This window comes from Dryocola mayonis, from assembly GCF_051307045.1.
In the GTDB taxonomy this organism is placed as follows: domain Bacteria; phylum Pseudomonadota; class Gammaproteobacteria; order Enterobacterales; family Enterobacteriaceae; genus Dryocola.
In genome coordinates this window covers 2077575-2095683 of record NZ_CP150452.1, presented here as the reverse complement: position 1 = coordinate 2095683, position 18109 = coordinate 2077575, and the positions used below count along the sequence as shown (strand labels likewise).

14 protein-coding genes and 1 pseudogene are annotated in these 18109 nt (G+C 58.6%); 2 read left to right on the top strand and 13 right to left on the bottom strand.

What is annotated here, in order from left to right; all coding sequences use genetic code 11:
• The first annotated feature begins 38 nt into the window (after positions 1-38).
• On the top strand, positions 39-305 hold the full coding sequence (locus tag WLO32_RS10175; protein WP_435948280.1) for a biofilm development regulator YmgB/AriR family protein: 267 nt from the start codon (positions 39-41) through the stop codon (positions 303-305).
• Positions 306-471: 166 nt separating this feature from the next.
• On the opposite strand, the gene WLO32_RS10170 is transcribed toward WLO32_RS10175, so the two are convergent.
• The 6 genes from WLO32_RS10170 to pgaA all read right to left on the bottom strand — a co-directional run bounded on the left by WLO32_RS10170 (position 472) and on the right by pgaA (position 8659).
• Complete coding sequence (locus WLO32_RS10170) at positions 472-1776, bottom strand: PQQ-dependent sugar dehydrogenase (RefSeq protein WP_435948186.1); 1305 nt, start codon at positions 1774-1776, stop codon at positions 472-474.
• A complete protein-coding gene (locus WLO32_RS10165; RefSeq protein ID WP_435948185.1) occupies positions 1763-2215 on the bottom strand; it encodes a DUF2231 domain-containing protein in 453 nt (150 codons plus the stop codon). Before WLO32_RS10165 ends, WLO32_RS10170 begins: the two co-directional genes overlap by 14 nt.
• 131 nt (positions 2216-2346) lie before the next feature.
• Complete coding sequence (gene pgaD / locus WLO32_RS10160; protein WP_435948184.1) at positions 2347-2844, bottom strand: poly-beta-1,6-N-acetyl-D-glucosamine biosynthesis protein PgaD; 498 nt, start codon at positions 2842-2844, stop codon at positions 2347-2349.
• Positions 2841-4175: a poly-beta-1,6-N-acetyl-D-glucosamine synthase gene (gene pgaC, locus WLO32_RS10155; RefSeq protein WP_435948183.1), complete on the bottom strand. Its 1335-nt coding sequence runs from the start codon at positions 4173-4175 to the stop codon at positions 2841-2843. Before pgaC ends, pgaD begins: the two co-directional genes overlap by 4 nt.
• Positions 4172-6187, bottom strand: a complete 2016-nt coding sequence (gene pgaB / locus WLO32_RS10150) for a poly-beta-1,6-N-acetyl-D-glucosamine N-deacetylase PgaB (RefSeq protein WP_435948182.1) — start codon at positions 6185-6187, stop codon at positions 4172-4174. Before pgaB ends, pgaC begins: the two co-directional genes overlap by 4 nt.
• A 9-nt stretch (positions 6188-6196) precedes the next feature.
• Positions 6197-8659, bottom strand: a complete 2463-nt coding sequence (gene pgaA / locus WLO32_RS10145) for a poly-beta-1,6 N-acetyl-D-glucosamine export porin PgaA (RefSeq protein WP_435948181.1) — start codon at positions 8657-8659, stop codon at positions 6197-6199.
• 560 nt (positions 8660-9219) lie between these two features.
• On the opposite strand from pgaA, the gene tyrP reads away from it, so the two are divergent.
• Complete coding sequence (gene tyrP, locus WLO32_RS10140; protein WP_435948180.1) at positions 9220-10431, top strand: tyrosine transporter TyrP; 1212 nt, start codon at positions 9220-9222, stop codon at positions 10429-10431.
• Between the two features lie 84 nt (positions 10432-10515).
• On the opposite strand, the gene WLO32_RS10135 is transcribed toward tyrP, so the two are convergent.
• The 7 genes and pseudogenes from WLO32_RS10135 to WLO32_RS10105 all read right to left on the bottom strand — a co-directional run bounded on the left by WLO32_RS10135 (position 10516) and on the right by WLO32_RS10105 (position 18093).
• Entirely contained in the window at positions 10516-11412 is an 897-nt protein-coding gene (locus tag WLO32_RS10135) for a transporter substrate-binding domain-containing protein (RefSeq protein WP_435948179.1), read from the bottom strand.
• 9 nt (positions 11413-11421) lie between these two features.
• Entirely contained in the window at positions 11422-12201 is a 780-nt protein-coding gene (locus WLO32_RS10130; RefSeq protein WP_435948178.1) for an amino acid ABC transporter ATP-binding protein, read from the bottom strand.
• Positions 12185-13111 (bottom strand): amino acid ABC transporter permease, encoded by a 927-nt coding sequence (locus WLO32_RS10125; protein ID WP_435948177.1) that lies wholly within the window; start codon positions 13109-13111, stop codon positions 12185-12187. The genes WLO32_RS10130 and WLO32_RS10125 overlap by 17 nt, the downstream gene beginning before the upstream one ends.
• Before the next feature lie 9 nt (positions 13112-13120).
• Positions 13121-13627 carry a GNAT family N-acetyltransferase gene (locus WLO32_RS10120; protein WP_435948176.1) on the bottom strand — a complete coding sequence of 169 codons (507 nt, stop codon included), beginning with the start codon at positions 13625-13627 and terminating at the stop codon, positions 13121-13123.
• A gap of 10 nt (positions 13628-13637) precedes the next feature.
• Positions 13638-15867 (bottom strand): annotated as a pseudogene (locus tag WLO32_RS10115) (NtaA/DmoA family FMN-dependent monooxygenase).
• Positions 15868-15932: 65 nt separating this feature from the next.
• Positions 15933-17054 carry an amidohydrolase gene (locus WLO32_RS10110; RefSeq protein ID WP_435948175.1) on the bottom strand — a complete coding sequence of 374 codons (1122 nt, stop codon included), beginning with the start codon at positions 17052-17054 and terminating at the stop codon, positions 15933-15935.
• Between the two features lie 10 nt (positions 17055-17064).
• Entirely contained in the window at positions 17065-18093 is a 1029-nt protein-coding gene (locus WLO32_RS10105) for an LLM class flavin-dependent oxidoreductase (RefSeq protein ID WP_435948174.1), read from the bottom strand.
• Between the last annotated feature and the right edge of the window lie 16 nt (positions 18094-18109).

The following is an 18109-nucleotide window of genomic DNA, read 5'->3' as shown; positions in this document are numbered from 1 at the left end:
CTACTAACTGAAACGGTGAGAGTTAAATGACTCAGATGATGCTTCAAAAAACAGATATTCACGCATATCTGCCCGACACGGCACTGTCTGCATACTTTCGTAACGCCGGCGATATGCTGGCAGAAGAGTCCGCTTTACTGGGAGCCGTGATCCGCAGCATTCTGGCTTCCGGCGAGCATCTTACGAATAAAGCCATTATCTTAAAGTTAATAGAGGCGCTCGAATCTATTGATGATGTCGTCACCAGCGACATTATCCGCAAGACGCTGGAAATTGTCGTCGATCATACAACGGATGACATTTGAGTACGCAGGAAGGTTATTGTATGCGTAATTCATTGAATTAATATAAAAAAACCAAAAAACGAAGCGCTACGTAAATTCTGAGTATTCAGCAGCATAGCGCTACTGCAGAATTCACACAGCAGCGTCAAAAAAGGGCAGTTTCCTGCCCTTTTCCCTGTCCATGATGCTATTGCGCGGCGCTCACGCGCCAGATGGCATCGCCGGCGTCATCGGCGATAATCACTGCGCCCTGTTTATCCATCGCCAGCCCTACCGGCAGTCCACGCACCTCTTTCTTGTCGTCGGTTAAAAAACCGGTAACGAAGGGCTGCGGTAAGCCAACCGGCCGGCCGTTTTCAAACTTCACCCAGGTGACCTGATAGCCGTTCAGAGGCTTCCGGTTCCAGCTGCCGTGTTCGCTGATAAACGCGCCGTCCCGATACTGCGGCATGTTGTCGCCGGTATAAAACAGAAAACCAAGCGGCGCCACGTGGGAGCTGAGCGCATAGTCGGGCTTAATGGCTTTCGCGACCAGATCCGGACGCGGCGGCTTAACGCGCTCGTCAACGTGCTGGCCGAAGTAACTGTACGGCCAGCCGTAAAATCCTTTGTCCTGTACAGACGTCATGTAGTCCGGCACAAGATCCGAGCCAATTTCATCCCGTTCGTTGACGATAGCCCACAGTTTGCCGCTTTTGGGTTCCCATTGCAGGCCGGTAGGATTGCGCAATCCGTTAGCGTAGATCCGGCTGGAGCCGGTGGCCGCGTCCACTTCCAGCACGGCGGCGCGCCTGTCTTCCGCCCCTATGCCGTTCTCGGTAATGTTGCTGTTGGAACCGACGCCGACGTACAGCTTGCTGCCGTCCGGGCTTGCCAGCAGGGATTTCGTCCAGTGGTGATTAATGGGGCCGCCCGGCAATTCCGTGACAACGTCACCTGGAGCGGTGATTGCCGTCTGGCCTTCCTGATAAGGGTATTTCACCAGGCTGTCCGCGTTGGCCACCCACAGGGTATTGCCGGTAAGCTGCATGCCGAAGGGCGAATTCAGGCGTTCTATAAAGATGTGTTTTTCCCATTTACCGTTCACGTTACGCAGCAGCGTAATGCGGTTGCCGCCCTCGCCGCCTTTACCCGATGACTTTTGCACCAGGCCCATAATCATCTCTTTCGGCCGGGCCGGCGCCGATTTTTTCGGGCCGTTTGCTTCCGCGACCAGGATGTCATTATTAGGCAGCACGTAAACCTGGCGCGGATGCTTAAGCCCGTCGGCGATTTTTTCAATCTTCAGCCCTGCGGCCACCTTCGGCATTTCGCCGCTTTTCCACGCCGTCGCTTTCGGCACGCTCATCGGCGGCAGAAGGAAGTTTTGCGCTTTGGGGAGTTCCGGGTTGGCGCCCACCTGCTTTTGCGGATCCAACTGGGCTTCGTCGTCGCAGCTGCTTAGTAAAGCGGCCAGAAGAAGGGCAAGTAACGCACGCTTATGGATTTTCATGCAGGCTGCTCCTTATTACCGTGCGCTCGCGCAGGGCAAGCTGAACGTTACCCAGCAGCATAATCACCACCACCAGCGTGGAAAGAATCACCCCTGCCGGCACCACCGCATAGGCGTCGCGGCTATGGATAAAGGCGTTGAATATAGCCAGCACGATGGCAAGCAGGCTCAGCCAGAAATGCGTTTTTATCGCCGGATGCAGCGGGCGTTTTGGCCCGGCCCAGACAAATATCAGGTTGAGAATGCGGGGAATAATGGCGATCAGCAGGCCAATGACGATTAACCAGTTGGCCGCGTCGGTCCACATCTGGCTAAAGGTTTTCATATACACAATGTCGAAAATCCAGGCGGCGACAAAAAAACCGAGAGGAATGGGATTTAGCAGTTCATAAAGCGCCACGACCGGTGTCGGGCGCCCTGTTGCAAGGTGCGTTTGCATTTCCGTCTCCTTTGCTCTTCCAGATGGGCTGCGCCAGCTATGCGCAAATTATCTTATTGACCTACCTGTAAAGATTAGTAAATCTGAAGGATAACGGCGGGTTAATTCTCAGACCTGCCGGCCTGAGTGTCTCAGACGACAACGCCCGATGCCATATTCAGCTCCCCGTGCAGCATAGCAACCGCGGCCGGAGGCGGAAGCAGGTTATCCAGGTGGCCTTTGGTAACGGCGACCCGGTCTATCTCCCCGTCTTCATGATGAAATACCGTCAGCACCCTTGCCTGGTTGAGCTGCAAGGCCAGCTGCTCGCTAATGTGCAGGCTGGCCGCCAGCTCATTTTTTTCCAGCTCCGGCCTGCGCTTGCGCCGTTCAACGCGAAAGCGGTGCTGGTTGTATTTCGCCCAGCCGATAAGCACCACGGTGTTTATCAGGGCGATAAGGAGATAGATGGTCACCGTATTAAGGGTGGTAAAAAAGGGCCTCAATCCCATAAAGGGAGAATGCGCAAGCGCGACTATCAGCCCGTGATAGATCAGATAAGAAAACCCAATCCAGGCCACCAGCGTGAGGATCATATCCATCAGCCGCGGGAAAAAACGCAGTTCGGTAAATATCAGAGGTTGGTTCATGGTTCAATCCTTCCAATACCGCGATCGGGGCTGACCCAACGAGCCCGCCCGCGCTTACGCTTGAGCATGACTTTTGGGAAAGACACGAGGGTTGTGAACAGGCTTAGCATCCAGTAGACCACCGGAAACCAGATTATCCAGAACAGCGAGGCGGAAATCCCTTTTTCATAGCGCCGTTCAATGAGCAAGCTGACCAGGAACTGCAGGAGACATACCACGCCAAGCATCAGCCCGGTAAAGGCCGGCGGGAACAGATGTTGTACGTAGAGGCTGTCCGGCATCGGCACAAAAAAGCCGATGATAAACAGCAGGATACTCACCGCATAGGCGAAGGCCCAGACGGTGGACAGGCAGAACTCAAAAAATAGCGGCCACATGCGGCGATACTCCCAGGACCACAGGCGGCGCATATTGACGATAAACACTTCCGCCCCGCCCTGGGCCCAGCGCAGGCGCTGCTTCCACAGGCCTTTTAAGGTTTCCGGCATCAGGATCCAGCACAGGGCGCGTGGTTCGAAGAATACCGACCAGTGCCGCAGCTGCAGCTTCCAGCTGACATCGATGTCCTCGGTGATCATATCCGGGCTCCAGTAGCCCACCTCGGACAGCGCGCGGCGGCGAAAAGCGGCGACGACGCCGGACACGGCAAACACCTGACCGTAAATACGCTGGGTGCGTTTAATCAAGCCGATAATGGAGGAGAACTCGCCTACCTGTACGCGCCCAATCAGCGTCGAGCGGGTACGAATACGCGGATTGCCGGTAACGGCGCCCACCCGCGGGAACTGCAGCAGCGGCGCCACCATATAGGCCACCGCATCGCGCTCAAGCAGCGCGTCGCCGTCGATGCAGACCAGAAAATCACTGCGGGCCGCCGCCGCGCCGGTTTTGAGCGCCACGGCTTTGCCCTGGTTTTCCGCCAGATGAATCACGCGCAGGCGCGGGTATTCATTGGCCAGCTGGTCGAGCACCTCGCCGGTGTTATCCTTCGACCCATCGTTGATGGCGATAATTTCAATATTCTGATAGCGCTGCGCGTTTGCGGCCTCAATGGTTTCCCTTGCGTTGACCCCCTCGTTGTAACAAGGGATAAGAATGGAAACCAGCGGGTTGCCCTCAAGCGTCGGCGGCGGCGTTCCCTCTCCCCATTGCCAGTGGCGCTCCCGGTAAAACCAGAAATAAAGTCCTCCGCTAATCCATAGCGCTGACATAAACAGCGGCCAGAAAAAGACGAAATTCAGCATCACTTCGCCGGTAAAAATGGCGGCCATGCCTAACGGCAGGCTGAACATCAGGCAAAGGATGAGGAAAGCTACGATGCGATCGGTCATTTTTGCGGATACCAGTATGATGAGAAGGTAGAGCGGATCTCTGACATCTCAGGTTTATCGTTGATGAAATCGTCGGGATAATAGCCGTAGTTATTGGCGCCGCTGAGCTTCAGCTGACGCATCCAACCGGCCAGCTGTTTGCCGTCGATTTCGTCGTTGTTTTCGTTTTTACGCCAGTCCCGCGCCTGCAGTTCAAACACGGTTTTATCCAGCGCGCCGGGATACCGGGCAATGGTATTCACCATGTTGTCCAGCCAGGCATCGGCCCGGTCGGCCGGCACCTTCTCCATCAGCGGCATGGCCATCGGCGCCGTCCAGTCGTAGGCGCCGAGGAAATCGCCGAGGTTTTGCGCAAACCAGGCCTCGCTTTTCGGCTCCATCACCGGCAGCGCATAGATGTTGCGCGCCGTTTTCACCTGCGGGCCGCGAATAGCCCGTACGGCCTGGGTGAGCTGCAGGGTAAAATCGATAAGCGCCCGGCTTTTAAAGCGCGTCCAGCGCTCAAAGGTTTGCGGATCCTGACGGATCTGAGCGAGGCTGCCCGGGAAACCGGCGGCGCGGTAGGCCGCCAGCGCGTCTGGCGAGGCATCTTCAAAATCCGTCAGGAAGGCATCGTCATGGAATAAAATTCCCCGGAAGCTGGTCTGTTTTGCCAGGTCCTGATAAATCTCGGTGATGCGCCGGCGCGCTTCGCTGCTCCAGGGGGAGAGGCGTACGTACTGCTGCGGGTCTACCGCACTCCCGCCCGTTTGCGGATCCCATTTCATGACGCGCGGTACGGACTTATCCAAATCGAAAGCCAGCACCGGCATCCAGGCGAAAACGTCTACGTTGGCGCGGCTTTGCAGCTGCCAGGAGACGAAGTTAAATAAGTCGGCGCGCATCGGCAGCCAGCGGTTCGGGAAATACAGCTCGCGGATATTGCCGTCGCCTTTCGGATCGGCATAGGCCTGCAGGAAGACGTGCGAAATACGCATGTCGTAAACCCGCTGGATAAGCTTGTCGATGTTTCGCCGCTGCTGGGCCGGGTCGGTATCGTAGACATAGTCCAGATCGACATGCATCACGCGCATCGTCCGCGGCTCGCGAACCTGCGCCACCTGGCTTGCGAAGCCTTTAAGGGTAGGGTTGTCGGAAATTAAGATGCGCGGGACGTCGTCCAGATCGGCGGCGTTAGCCAGCCCTTCGTTAAGGGTGAACGCCATACGGTAGCCGTGCTCTTTGGCAAGCTGCAGGGTCACTCCGCTCGCGGCGCCGTACGGCCAGACCCAGGCGCGCGGCGGCTTGCCGGTTACCTCGGTGATTTTTTTGGTGATGAGCGTGACGTCTTTATTCACGCGCAGATAAAACTGCTCGTCCGTTTCGTACTTGCCGGTGACCGCGTCATATTCACGGTTGGCAACGGCAGGCAGCTTGCTTCCCTGAGGGTTGCCCACCGCTCCGTAATGCGAAGCCCAGGTGTGCGCCCCAATTTCAACCAGCGGGGATTTTCCCATCTCGCGCACCATATCCCAGGTGGCGAACTTGCTGCGCGCCGTGATAAGGCCGCCAAAATCGACGGGCTTGTTGGCCGGCGCATCGACCCAGCTGCCGACCGGTGCCCACAGGGCCGGCCAGTTATAGGCTTTCAGCAACGGCCAGACGCGGGTGTAGAAGCTGCTGTAGCCGTCATCGAAGGTCAGCAGCACCGCCTTTTCCGGCAGCACGATTTTGCCGTCGTGGGCGTCCAGAATTTGCTGCACGCTGACCGGGTGATAACCGTTGTCGCGCAGCCAGGCTATCTGATCGCTAAGGGCGCTGGTGCGTACCGCGAGGTAACGCTGATCGGCGGCTCCATCCTCGACGTCGTGGTAGCCGATAACCAGAAAGCTGTTTTTGGGCCACGCGTTATCCGCCGTTAGCGGCGCTCTGTCCGCCGGCGAAACGTAGCGTGGTGATTGTGCGCTTCCACAGGCGGTGATCAGTATCCATCCGACGATTAAAATTGCGGCTCGCAGCCATCTTTTAAACATGTGCTGTCCTTAAAACCTGACGTTCAAATCGAAGGCAAGCGAAACATTTCGCTCGCGTTTACCGTCGTACGGGCGTTTATCCCAGGTCAACATCACCCCGCCATCCACGACGTTGTTCCACTGAACCCTCTGGCCATACCCCAGCTGGGTAATAGCGCCGCTGCCCTGGTTTTTCTGCCAGTAGCTGCCCGCGGCGGCGGTGATCTGCTGGCTCCAGACCGTGTCGTAGCGGCGATAAAGCACGTGCTCGGCGCTCAGCCCCGGCACGACGGCAAAATCGCGTTTCGGGTTGTAATACGGCACGTCTTCCTTGCTGTTGGTGCTGCCGCTAATGCCGGGCGTGAAATCCAGCGTAAAGCGCGGCGTGGTCCACAGGCGCTCTTTGCCGCTCAGGCCGTATTCAAGGCGGTCGTTGCCGTCGGAGAAATGGGATGCCGCGAACGACAGCTGATACTCGCGTCGTTCATTCTGATACCAGCGGACATAGCCGGTGCCGCCGTTAGAGCTGACGCCGTTGCGAAGCGCGCGCAGAGGCGTATCCCTGGAGAGACGCTCAGCGGAACCGCCGATGCGCCAGTTGTCGTTAAAGTCGTGCCAGGCCGACAGGCGGCCGCCGATTTTTTGCCCGTCGCCATAGTTGTGGCCGGAGATTTCCATTTCGGCCCAGTAGTTGCGCGAGGTCCATTCGGCGCCGGCGGCCAGATCCCGGCTGATGCCCTTGCCCTCTTCAAATTCGCCGGTGGCGAAGTTGAAGCCGGTGAACAGCCGCCAGTTATCGTCGACAGGCGGGCTGTAAATCGCCGACTCGAGGGTGAAATCGTGCTTGCCGCTGATCGGACTGTCGGAAGCTATGCCCTGCGAACCGCTGATGCGCAGCTCTGACATTTTGTGAACGTCGCGGATGCGCGACAGCCGCAGCGTCGAGGTGTCGTCCGGGCTGCGGGCAATCACATCGTCGGTCAGCTCGTCGGCCTGTTTCCACTCCTGTAAATCAAGGGCGACGTAGGCCTGCTGGCGCTCCAGCTCCAGGTTGCTGGGCTCGATGACTTCGGCAAGCTTAAGCTCCTGTTCCGCCTTGCGCGGTAAGCCTCGGGCCTCAAGCACCGAGGCGTAGGTAATGCGCAGCCCCTGGTTTCCCGAGCCGGTGCGCGCCAGATGCTCGGCCTGCTTTTCCGCGCCGGGCAGATCGTTGACGGCGACTTTATACTGGTTGCGCAGCGTCTGGCCCAGCAGCCAGGCGTCGTTGGGCTGCGGCGTGGGCGAGCCATAGACTCGCCGCAGGTAGGGGCTCTCTTTGACCAGCTCGTCAGCCTGGCGTTTCGCCGCGTCGAAGCGTTCGTTATCAAGATGGGCGAAGAACAGATCCTGGCGGTCATCCGGGGTAAGCGGGGCCGCCGGCAGGGTGCCGTTCGGGTAATAGATGCTCATCAGCATCGCTTCGGCTTTTTCGGGCTGTTCATCGTTAAGCCAGGCCGTGGCCACCCAGCGTTTGGCATAAGAAGGCACCGCGCCGCCGTCCGCGGTGAGGGATTCATATTCCGCTATCGCTTCGGCGTTACGCTTGCGAATCACCAGCGCGCCAATGCGATCTATCCTGGCGCGCCGGATGTCCGCCTGCGCATCCGGGTTATCTTTCCAGGCCGCCAGCAGCTGGTCATAACGTGCAAGCGCCTTATCCGCGACGATAAACCGCTCTTCTTCGTTACGCGTGGGCGTAAACGCGGCGCGAACGGTTTCCGCCGCGGCGTCCAGTTCAAGACGGCGCTTCATCGGATCGGCGCTGGAAATACTGGAGGACAGCTCCAGCGCCGGGCCCACCACCCGATTAGCCGATAACGCGGCGATAAGCGTGGCCTGAGAATTTTTGTTCTGTGGCGCCTCGTCCTGCGCGCGGCTGGCGGCGAGCAACGCATCCCAGTTTTTACCCTGCGCCTGGTATACGTAGGCCACCAGCGCATCGCGGTCGGGACCCGGCTCGCGCTGCGCCCAGCTATTGGCTTCGGTCAGGGCCTGTTCATTGCGCCGCGCGTCGGCAAGCGTCATGATCCAGCCGGTGCGCGCGTCGGCGTTATCCGGCTCTTCACGTAAAATGCTCTCCCACACGGAGAGCGATTCATCCCATTTCTTTTCATTGCGTAACGCCCGGGCAACGGCAATCTGCCCGCGCGGCGGGATGGCAATCTGGTTGTGGTACCGTTGCCAGACCCTGAGCGTCTCCTCATTGTTATCCGCCCAGCCGGAAACCTGTAGCCAGTCAGCAACCTGATTCTCCGTAAGCTCCGTCTGTTTTTCCTGCGCCTGCAGATATTGCAATAAAGGCGCCCGGTTTCCCGCGCGCGCTTCCATTATTAATTCATCGTAATCAGACGTAACGGCATAGGCCTGCATCGGTAAAAGAATACAGACGGTAAATAAACAGGTTCCGGACTTTAAATATCTTATCGAATTGGCATGTCGATGAATGATGAACATAGCTGCCCTTATATCCTTATGCCAGAGTGGAAATAAGCATTATCATTAATTTATTGCCGTCGCGTGACGGCGCATGCTGCCAGAACGCGCCCGTGGCGCGCCTTAAAATATATTCCAGATAAAATTAGTACTTTCGTATTATTGACTAAACGTATAATTAAAACTTAAAAGCGCCCTCGCTTAATTAATACCAAAACGTTAACATCCGATTAAAGGCATGGCTACCAGATAATAATATTATGGGATCTAAAAAATATTTTTGCCTAATTTTTTCTACTACTTTCGGGATTGAATGCTGGCGGGAAGTTAAAAACACGTTTAAAGATCGCGCGGCGCGTTTAATTATTTACCCCTGCAACGTAATCCGTCGGCGCATTATTTTTAACCTTTATTTTAAGCCAGACGGCCGCGGCTTAAGGCCCGCGGCGGCGATCGGCGAGCCGCAGGTTACTGTAAACTTAATATTACACATGCCGTAATCCTCATTTGACGGGCATAGCGTTTTCCCCTACCCTGCGCGGCACAATGTCGTTATTAAAAGTATAAATACAGAGGGAAGCGTGAAGAATCGCACTCTTGGCAGTATCTTTATCGTCGCCGGCACCACAATTGGCGCAGGAATGCTGGCGATGCCGCTGGCGTCGGCGGGCGTGGGGTTTGGCGTCACGTTTTTGTTACTCCTCGGCCTGTGGGGAGTAATGTGCTACACGGCGCTGCTGCTGGTGGAGGTTTATCAGCACGTGCCTGCCGACACCGGGCTTGGCACGCTCGCCCGCCGTTACCTCGGCCGCCCCGGCCAGTGGCTGACCGGTTTTAGCATGCTTTTTTTAATGTACGCCCTTACCGCCGCTTATATCAGCGGAGCCGGAGAATTACTTGCCGCAAGTCTTAGCCAGTGGCTAGCCACCAACATTTCCGCGACCGCGGGCGTACTGCTGTTTACGGTTATTGCCGGCGGCGTGGTATGCGTGGGGACGCATATGGTGGATATGTTTAACCGCGTATTGTTCAGCGCCAAGATTATTCTGCTGGTGGTCATGCTGGCGCTGATGATGCCGCATATTCACCATACGAACTTATTATCCCTGCCGCTTGAGAAAGGCCTGGCGCTGTCCGCGATCCCGGTTATTTTCACCTCCTTTGGTTTTCACGGCAGCGTGCCGAGCATTGTCAGCTATCTGAACGGCGATTTACGCAGGCTGCGCCGGGTATTTATTACCGGCAGCGCCATCCCGCTGGCGGCGTATATTTTCTGGCAGCTGGCGACGCTCGGGGCTATTGATTCCGGGGTCTTCCATTCGCTGCTGGCCGATCGCGCCGGATTAAACGGTCTGCTGCAGGCCGTACGTGAGGTTGTGGCGACGCCGCAGGTCGAGCTTGCGGTACACCTGTTTGCCGACCTGGCGCTGGCGACCTCTTTCCTGGGCGTATCTCTGGGGCTGTTCGACTACCTGGGCGATTTGTTCCAGCGCAGCCGCAAAGCGTCCGGCCGCGCGCAGACAGGGCTGATGACCTTCGTTCCCCCGCTGATCTTCGCCTTATTCTATCCGCAAGGTTTTGTCATGGCGCTGGGCTATGCGGGCGTGGCGCTGGCGATCCTGGCGCTGATCGTTCCTTCGCTGCTGGTCTGGAAAAGCCGACAAAACCACGCCGCCTCCGCTTACCGGGTCGCCGGCGGTAAGCCTCTACTGCTGCTGGTGTTTGCCTGCGGTATCGCGGTAATCGTTATTCAGGCGCTGATCGCCGCCGGCGCTTTGCCGGAGGCAGGCTAGCGCCAGCGGGGATGGGAACGTCAGCGTTTATCGCCGCCTTCAGGACGCGATTTGGCGTCACGCCGGGGCAGCTACTCTGGCTGACTAAGGGTAGGTAATGCCCGGAGGATTCACTTGCGAAGCCGCCACTTCTTCGCCCTTTTCTCCCCAGCGGGCTAATACCTGCTGGTATTCTCCGCTTTTCGCCGCGCCTTCCAGCGCGGCCTGCAGCGCATAGACCAGGCCATTCCCTTTTTTCGTCGTGGTGGCGACAAAGGCCTTTTTGGGCCCCAGGCCGACCACGCTGGTTTTCCCGGTCAGCGCGGCCTTGTAGGCGGAAACGCTTTGCGGCCCGAAGAACACGTCCGCCCGGCCAGACTGAATATAAAGATTGCCGGAGGCGTCGTCCGTCAGATAAACCGGCAGCGCCGGCCTGCGCCCTGCCTGCTGATTCTGTTCGTTCCAGCCCAGCAGGATTTTCTCCTGGTTGGTGCCGGAGCCCACGATCACCCGCAGCCCGGCGAGGTCCTCCGCTTTGCTGATGGATTTAATCCGGCTGCCCGCTTTTACCGAAAACGCCAGCGAATCCACGCGGTAGGTGGCAAAATCAAACTTCTCTTTACGCTGTTCGGTGACGGCGATATTCACCAGCGCCACGTCATAGCGGCCGGAGGTGATCCCCAGCGGCCAGTCTTCCCACGCCGTTGGCACAAGCTTAAGCTTCAGGCCCAGGCTATCGGCGAGCAGACGCGCGATATCCGGATCGCTGCCGATGCGGGTCCGGTTATCGCTCGCCAGCATCGCCAGCGGCGGCGAATTAAGCGCGGAAATAGCCACGGTCAGGGTGCCCGGCTCGATAAATTTATACGTCGGCGGGATCTTGCTGATGGCCTGAGGATTTTTCGCCGTGTGAATCGGCTGCTCGTTGGCCTTAAGATCGATGCCTTCCTGCGCAAGGCCCGCCGTGCTGAACAGCATCAGCGCCAGTACTCCTGTTTTCATCCCGGCTCCTTAAAGTACTTTCGATAAAAACTGGCGGGTGCGCGAATGCTGCGGGCGGTTTAACACCTCGTCGCTGCTGCCCTGCTCAACGATTTTTCCGTCGACCATAAACACCACCTTGTCTGCCACCTCGCGGGCGAAACCAATTTCGTGGGTGACGACCACCAGGGTGGTGCCCGAACGGGCGAGTTTCTTGATAACGTCCAGCACCTCGCCAACCAGCTCCGGATCCAGCGCCGAAGTCGGCTCGTCGAACAGCATGACGCGCGGACGCAGCGCCAGCGCGCGGGCGATGGCGATACGCTGCTGCTGCCCGCCGGAAAGATGACGCGACCAGGCGTCGGCCTTGTTGCGCAGCCCCACCACGTCCAGCAGCTCAAAGGCCCGCTCGATGGCGGCTTTGCGGCTGAGCTGCCCGTGGGCGATGGGCGCCTCAATCAGGTTTTCCAGCACCGTCAGATGTGGAAACAGGTTGAAGTTCTGGAACACATAGCCGACGTTCACGCGCTGGCGCAGGATCTCCTTCTCCTTAAGCTCATAGAGCCTGTCGCCCTGCAAACGGTAGCCGATATAGTCGCCGTCTATCTGAATAAAGCCTTCATCCACGCGCTCTAAATGATTAATGGCGCGCAGCAAAGTAGACTTCCCGGAGCCGGACGGCCCGAGAATGACCGTGACCGAACCCGGCGGCAGCTCAAGGGAAACGTTATCCAGCGCCTTATGGCGGCCAAAGTATTTGCTGACCCCGGTAATGGAAATATGGCCGGGTTGATTAAGGGATGGGTGCATGGGCCGCCTCCTGAGTTTGCAATGCAGGCTGGGTTGCCTGGCTGCGCGCCGGGCTTTGTTGATTGATAGCCGAGCGCCGTTCGCTGCGGGCAAGCCAGCGCTCCACCAGATGCTGGATCAGCGACAGAACGCTGGTGATCGCCAGGTACCAGGCCGCGCCGACCATCAGCAGCGGGATCACTTCCTGGGTGCGGTTGTAGATCATCTGGATGGTGTAGAACAGCTCCGGCATCGCCAGCACGTAAACCATCGCCGTCCCTTTGGCGAGGCTGATAATTTCGTTAAATCCGGACGGTAAAATTGTGCGTAAGGCCTGTGGAAGAATGATGCGCAGGGTGCGCCGCCAGGCGGGCAAGCCGAGCGCGGCGGCCGCCTCATACTGACCGTGATCGACACCCAAAAAACCGCCGCGGATGATCTCGGCGGTATAGGCGCTTTGCACCAGCGTCAGGCCGACAACCGCCGTGGAAAACTGCCCGAGGACGTTAATGGTTTCATAGCTGCCCCAGCTAATGCTGGTAAAGGGGATGCCGAGCGACAGCGTGTCGTACAGATAGGAGAAGTTATAGAGGATTATCAGCACCACAATCAGCGGCAGCGAGCGGAACAGCCAGATATAGCTCCACGCCAGCGCATTGAGCAGCCACGACGAAGACAGCCGCGCCAGGGCCAGCACGCCGCCGATCGCCACGCTCAGCACGGTGCCGATAAGCGTCAGCAACAGCGTTTGCGCCAGCCCTTCAAGGATGACCGGGTCAAAGAACCAGCGGGCGAACACGCCCCATTCCCAGCGCGGGTTAAAAGCCACCGACTGGATGACAATCGCCAGCACGAACAGCGCCACAACGGCGCCGGCCGTGCGCATCGGGTAGCGCGCCGGCACAACTTTAATGGTGGAGGGAGTGGTCATATCTTTTCCTCAGGCGGTTTTGCGGTTATCAAGCGCGAGCCGTTTGGTGAAGCGCAGGCGTCCGTCGTAAGGCGCAATGCTGTACTCCTCCGGATCGCGATAAATATCAAACTGCGGCTCATAGCCCTGGCCCAGATAGAGCTTCACGGCCTCGGGCTGGCGAAAACCGGTGGTGAGATACACCTTGCTGTACCCGGCCAGCAGCGCCCTTCTTTCCAGCTCGCGCACTATCCGCCCGGCCAGGCCCTGCTTGCGCAGGGCGGAGTGGGTCCAGATGCGTTTTAGCTCGGCGGTATCCTTATCAAAGGGCTTATAGGCGCCGGTGGCGACGATCTCGCCGTCGCGCTCCAGCACGATAAACAGGCCCTGCGGCGCCAGGTACCACTCGGTAAGCTCTACTTCCGCATCGCGGGAAAAGTAATCCCCGTAGCGCGCCGCGTATTCGCCAAACAGGCCGCTGATGATCGGCTGCAGTTCTGGCGCTTCGGGGGAAACATCACGAAACCGTTCGCTCATTGCGCTCTCCTTAGTCGCCAAGGCCTGGCGGATTGATTTCGGAAGAAGGGATTTGCTCAACGCTTTCTCCCCAGCGGCTCAGCACTTTGTCGTAGTCACCGTTTTTGATGACGCCGTTAAGCGCGGTTTGCACCGGCTCAACCAGCCCGCCGCCCTTTTTCAGCGTCACCGCAATGTGCGCCGCCTTCGGCCAGCCGCCATCCACGCGCCTATGACGTTCGGACCAAAAAAGGCGTCGGCACGGCCGGACTGCAGCGCCAGCGTCTGGGCGGCGTCATCTTTGGTATAAACCGGCGTAAAGGGCTTAAGCCCTTTCTTCTCGTTTGCGGCGTTCCACGCCAGCAGGATGGACTCCTGGTTGGTGCCGGAACCCACGATAATGCGCAGGCCGGCTATATCTTCGGCCTTCCCGATAGCCTTAATCGGGCTGGTCGACTTCACGTAGAAGCCGAGGGAATCCTTGCGGTAGGTGGCAAAGTCAAACTTCTCTTTGCGCTCTTTGGTGACGGTAATATTGCTGATTGCCGCATCGTACTTGCCTGAGGTGACGCCCAGCGGCCAGTCCTCCCAGGAGGTGGGCACCACGTTCAGCTCAAGGCCAAGGCTGTCCGCCACCAGGCGGGCGATGTCCACCTCGCTGCCGAGCAGCGTCTTGTTATCCTCGGCGAAAACGGTGAGCGGCGGCGAATTAAGCGCCGCTACCGCCACGGTAAACTTGCCCGGAACGGCGAAGCGGTAGTTTTTGGGTAATTCGGCGATAGCCTGCGAATTTTTCGCGGTGTTTACCGGCGTTTTGTTGGCGTCAAGGCTTACGCCCGCGCCGTTGATAGTAACCTGCTGGGCCAGGACGGCCGCGGGCGCAAACGCCAGAGCGATGGCCAACATAAGCGATGATTTCTGCATAGCGTAGTCTCTTATGATTATTTTTGTTGTGCGTACTGGTTAACCGGGACGGACAGGCCCAGGCTTTCGCGCAGGGTGGTGCCGGGGTATTCCCTGCGGAACAGCCCCCGCGCCTGAAGGAGAGGAACCACTTCATCCACAAAGCGCGGGAAGGTGTCAGGCGTGCCGCCCTGGATGATGAAGCCGTCGGTGGCGAAGCTTTCAAACCACCGCTGCAGGCCGTCCGCCACCTCTTCAGCCGTTCCGGCAAAGCGCGGACGCGGCGAGGCGGCTTCCAGAGCGACCTGGCGCAGCGTCAGGCCCCGTTCGCGGGCGTGACGTTTGATTTCGTCCGTGGTGCTGCGGAAGCTGTTCTGGCCTAAATCGCCGATGTCCGGGAACGGCGCGTCCAGCTCGTACCGGCTGAAATCGTGATGCTCAAAGTAGCGTCCCAGATAGTTAAGCGCGTCTTCAACGGAAACCAGCGCGGCGGTGGTCTGATACTGGTTTTCCACGTCCTGCGCGTCCGCGCCCACAATCACGCTTACGCCCTGGAAGATATGCAGATCGTCCGCCCGGCGGCCGTGGCCGGCCAGCTGGCTTTTTACATCGCGATAAAAATATTGCGCATCTTCCAGCGTTTCATGATGGGTAAATATGGCGTCCGCGTGCCTTGCGGCTAATTTTTTGCCGTCGTCTGAAGCGCCGGCCTGAAAGACTATGGGTCTGCCCTGCGGCGTGCGGCCGATATTTAGCGGCCCGGCGACCTTAAAGAAATCGCCGTGATGATTAAGCGCGTGTAACTTATCCGCCGCAAAGAATTTGCCGCTCGCTTTATCGCGAATAAAGGCGTCCTCTTCCCAGGAATCCCACAGCCCTTTCACCACGTCCAGATATTCATCGGCGATGCGATAGCGCAGCGCGTGCTCCGGATGCTTATCGCGGGAGAAGTTTTTCGCCGAACCTTCCAGCGGCGACGTCACCACGTTCCAGCCCGCGCGGCCGTTGCTCAGGTGGTCGAGGCTTGCGAACTGGCGCGCCACGGTAAAAGGTTCGCTGTAGGAGGTGGAAAGCGTGCCCACCAGGCCTAAATGCGTGGTGATGCTCGCCAGCGCCGATAATAAAGTCAGCGGTTCAAAGCGGTTAAGGAAATGAGGAATGGATTTTTCATTAATATAGAGGCCGTCGGCCACGAAAAGAAAATCCAGCTTTCCCTGTTCGGCCTTTTTGGCGGTCTCTATAACAAAGTTAAAATTAATGCTCGCATCGGCAACGGCCGCCGGATGTCGCCATGCGGACATATTTCCCGACGCGCCGTGCAATATAGTGCCGAGCCGTAGCTGACGTTGTTCAGACATTGTTCATCCTCATCTTCAGGGCGCACGATCCCCGGGGCGTTGTTCCCCAGGCTTACGGCGAAAGGTTAATTTTCGAGCAGGGCTTGTTCAGCGAGCGAGGCAAAGTAGCGCGCCGCGTCCTCAATTAATGCTTCATTCGGGTTAAAGGCCGGGTGGTGCAGGCCATACTCGCTGGCGCTGCCGATGCTGACGAACGCGCCCGGCACGGTTTTGAGATACACCGCGAAATCTTCTCCGCCCATATGTACGTCCGCGGTCCGGGTTTGATACCCCACGTCCCGGGCCACGCGGGCAGCAAAGGCCGCCCATTTCTCATCGTTGACCAGCGTCGTCGGCCCGGCGAACCATTCCACCTCTATCCGCGCGCCAAAGGCGGCGGCAAACCCGTCGGCAAGCTCACGGATACGCTTTTCGACCTGGCGCTGCACGTCCGCCTGATGGGTACGCACCGTACCTTCAAGCTCCACCTTTTCCGGCAGCACGTTCCAGGTATTGCCGCCCTGAATACGCGTCACGCTCACCACCACCGACTCCAGAGTATTGATATTGCGGCTGGCGACCGACTGCAGGGCCGTCACCAGCTGGCTTGCCAGCACGATGGAATCGTTGCCTTCATGCGGACGGGCCGCGTGCGCGCCTTTGCCCTTCACGCGGATCACAAAACGATCGACGTTGGCATAAAACGCGCCGCCTCTGGTGGCAAAGGAGCCCACGGGCAGGCCCGGCTCGTTGTGCATGCCGAAAATGGCGCTGACGCCTTCGAGCGCGCCGGCTTTAACGATGGCTTTGGCGCCGGTAAAATTCTCCTCCGCCGGCTGAAAAATAATCCTTACCCTGCCCGGCAGCTGCTTTTCATGCTCTTTAAGCAGCAGCGCGGCGCCCAGCATGACGCTGCTGTGAACGTCGTGCCCGCAGGCGTGCATAACGCCCGCCCGCTGCGAACGGAAAGGAACGCCGCTTGCTTCTTCGATCGGCAGCGCGTCAATATCCGCACGCAGCGCGATAGCTTTCTCGCCTTGCCCCACTTCGGCCACCACGCCGGTATTGAGCTGATAAGGCAGCAGGCGCAGGCCTGCGCCTTCAAGCCAGTGGCGGATACGGCCGGTGGTCTCGGTTTCCTGCCCGGAAAGTTCCGGATGCTGATGCAGCTCGCGCCGCCAGTCGATTAATTGTTGCCCGAATGCCATATGCGTTCCCTTACCAGACTTCATGTTCAGCGACAAAGTCCGCGGCGGCCGGCGTCGGGCGGTTTCCCGCCAGCAAACGCAGCGAAAGATTGCGGGCCTGATGTTCGGCAATCGGCGTATCGATAATGAATTCGTCGATGCCGAACTCCTGCTGTAAAGCCGCAAGGCCCGCGTGGACCGTTTCGGCGGTGCCTTTAAGCAGCGAAGGTTCGCGGCGTTCGATACGCCTGGCCGGGCTGCCCGCCTGACGGGCGAACGCATGGGCCTGGGCTTCGCTTCCCACGCTCACCCGCTGGCCGTTTTCCAGCTCAACGCCCCAGATTTCCACCCGGCTTGCCAGCTCGTCCGCTTCCTGCGCGCTACCGGCGACGATGGCCTGCACCGCGACAATCACGTCGCGGCGGCTGCGTTCACGCCACGTGCGCAGCACTTCGCCCAGCAGCGCTTTATCGCCGTTAAGGTGGGCGGCGAATACAAAGTCCCAGTCGAGCTGCGCCGCCAGCAGGGCGCTTTCCCGGCTGGCGCCCAGTAAAAATCGTCCTGCGCTATGTTCAGGAACAGGGGTTGCGCGCAGCGCTTCTTCGTCCTCTTCCGCCGCCGGCAGCGACAGCCAGTTATCAAGCTGCGCAAGCTGGTCGGCAAAGGATCCCTTCTCATCCTGATGCAGCCCGCTTTGCAACGCGCGGGTGGAAAGCGGCAGGCCGCCGGGAGCTTTGCCCACGCCTAAATCGACGCGGCCCGGGGCAATCGACGCCAGCAGGTTGAAGTTTTCCGCCACCTTATAAGGGCTGTAGTGCTGCAGCATGACCCCGCCGGAACCGACGCGAATACGGCGGGTCTGGCCCAGGATCCAGGCAATCAGGAGTTCAGGCGAAGGGCTGGCCAGACGTGAAGTGTTGTGGTGCTCAGCAATCCAGAAGCGATGATACCCCCAGCTCTCCGCCTGTTGAGCAAGGCTCAGGGTATGTTTTAACGCCTGCGCCGGCGTTTCATTTTTAGCGACCGGGCTTTTATCCAGCAGGCTGATTCTATAGGACATATCACGCACTCGATTT

What these genes read in the sequence shown, in the direction of transcription:
- pgaC (WP_435948183.1), bottom strand. Translation starts at nt 4,175, where the DNA reads ATGACCGATCGCATCGTAGCTTTCCTCATCCTTTGCCTGATGTTCAGC.
- WLO32_RS10105 (WP_435948174.1), bottom strand. Translation starts at nt 18,093, where the DNA reads ATGTCCTATAGAATCAGCCTGCTGGATAAAAGCCCGGTCGCTAAAAAT.
- WLO32_RS10135 (WP_435948179.1), bottom strand. Translation starts at nt 11,412, where the DNA reads ATGAAAACAGGAGTACTGGCGCTGATGCTGTTCAGCACGGCGGGCCTT.
- WLO32_RS10165 (WP_435948185.1), bottom strand. Translation starts at nt 2,215, where the DNA reads ATGCAAACGCACCTTGCAACAGGGCGCCCGACACCGGTCGTGGCGCTT.
- WLO32_RS10120 (WP_435948176.1), bottom strand. Translation starts at nt 13,627, where the DNA reads ATGAGCGAACGGTTTCGTGATGTTTCCCCCGAAGCGCCAGAACTGCAG.
- WLO32_RS10110 (WP_435948175.1), bottom strand. Translation starts at nt 17,054, where the DNA reads ATGGCATTCGGGCAACAATTAATCGACTGGCGGCGCGAGCTGCATCAG.
- pgaD (WP_435948184.1), bottom strand. Translation starts at nt 2,844, where the DNA reads ATGAACCAACCTCTGATATTTACCGAACTGCGTTTTTTCCCGCGGCTG.
- pgaB (WP_435948182.1), bottom strand. Translation starts at nt 6,187, where the DNA reads ATGTTTAAAAGATGGCTGCGAGCCGCAATTTTAATCGTCGGATGGATA.
- pgaA (WP_435948181.1), bottom strand. Translation starts at nt 8,659, where the DNA reads ATGTTCATCATTCATCGACATGCCAATTCGATAAGATATTTAAAGTCC.
- WLO32_RS10170 (WP_435948186.1), bottom strand. Translation starts at nt 1,776, where the DNA reads ATGAAAATCCATAAGCGTGCGTTACTTGCCCTTCTTCTGGCCGCTTTA.
- WLO32_RS10130 (WP_435948178.1), bottom strand. Translation starts at nt 12,201, where the DNA reads ATGCACCCATCCCTTAATCAACCCGGCCATATTTCCATTACCGGGGTC.
- WLO32_RS10175 (WP_435948280.1), top strand. Translation starts at nt 39, where the DNA reads ATGCTTCAAAAAACAGATATTCACGCATATCTGCCCGACACGGCACTG.
- WLO32_RS10125 (WP_435948177.1), bottom strand. Translation starts at nt 13,111, where the DNA reads ATGACCACTCCCTCCACCATTAAAGTTGTGCCGGCGCGCTACCCGATG.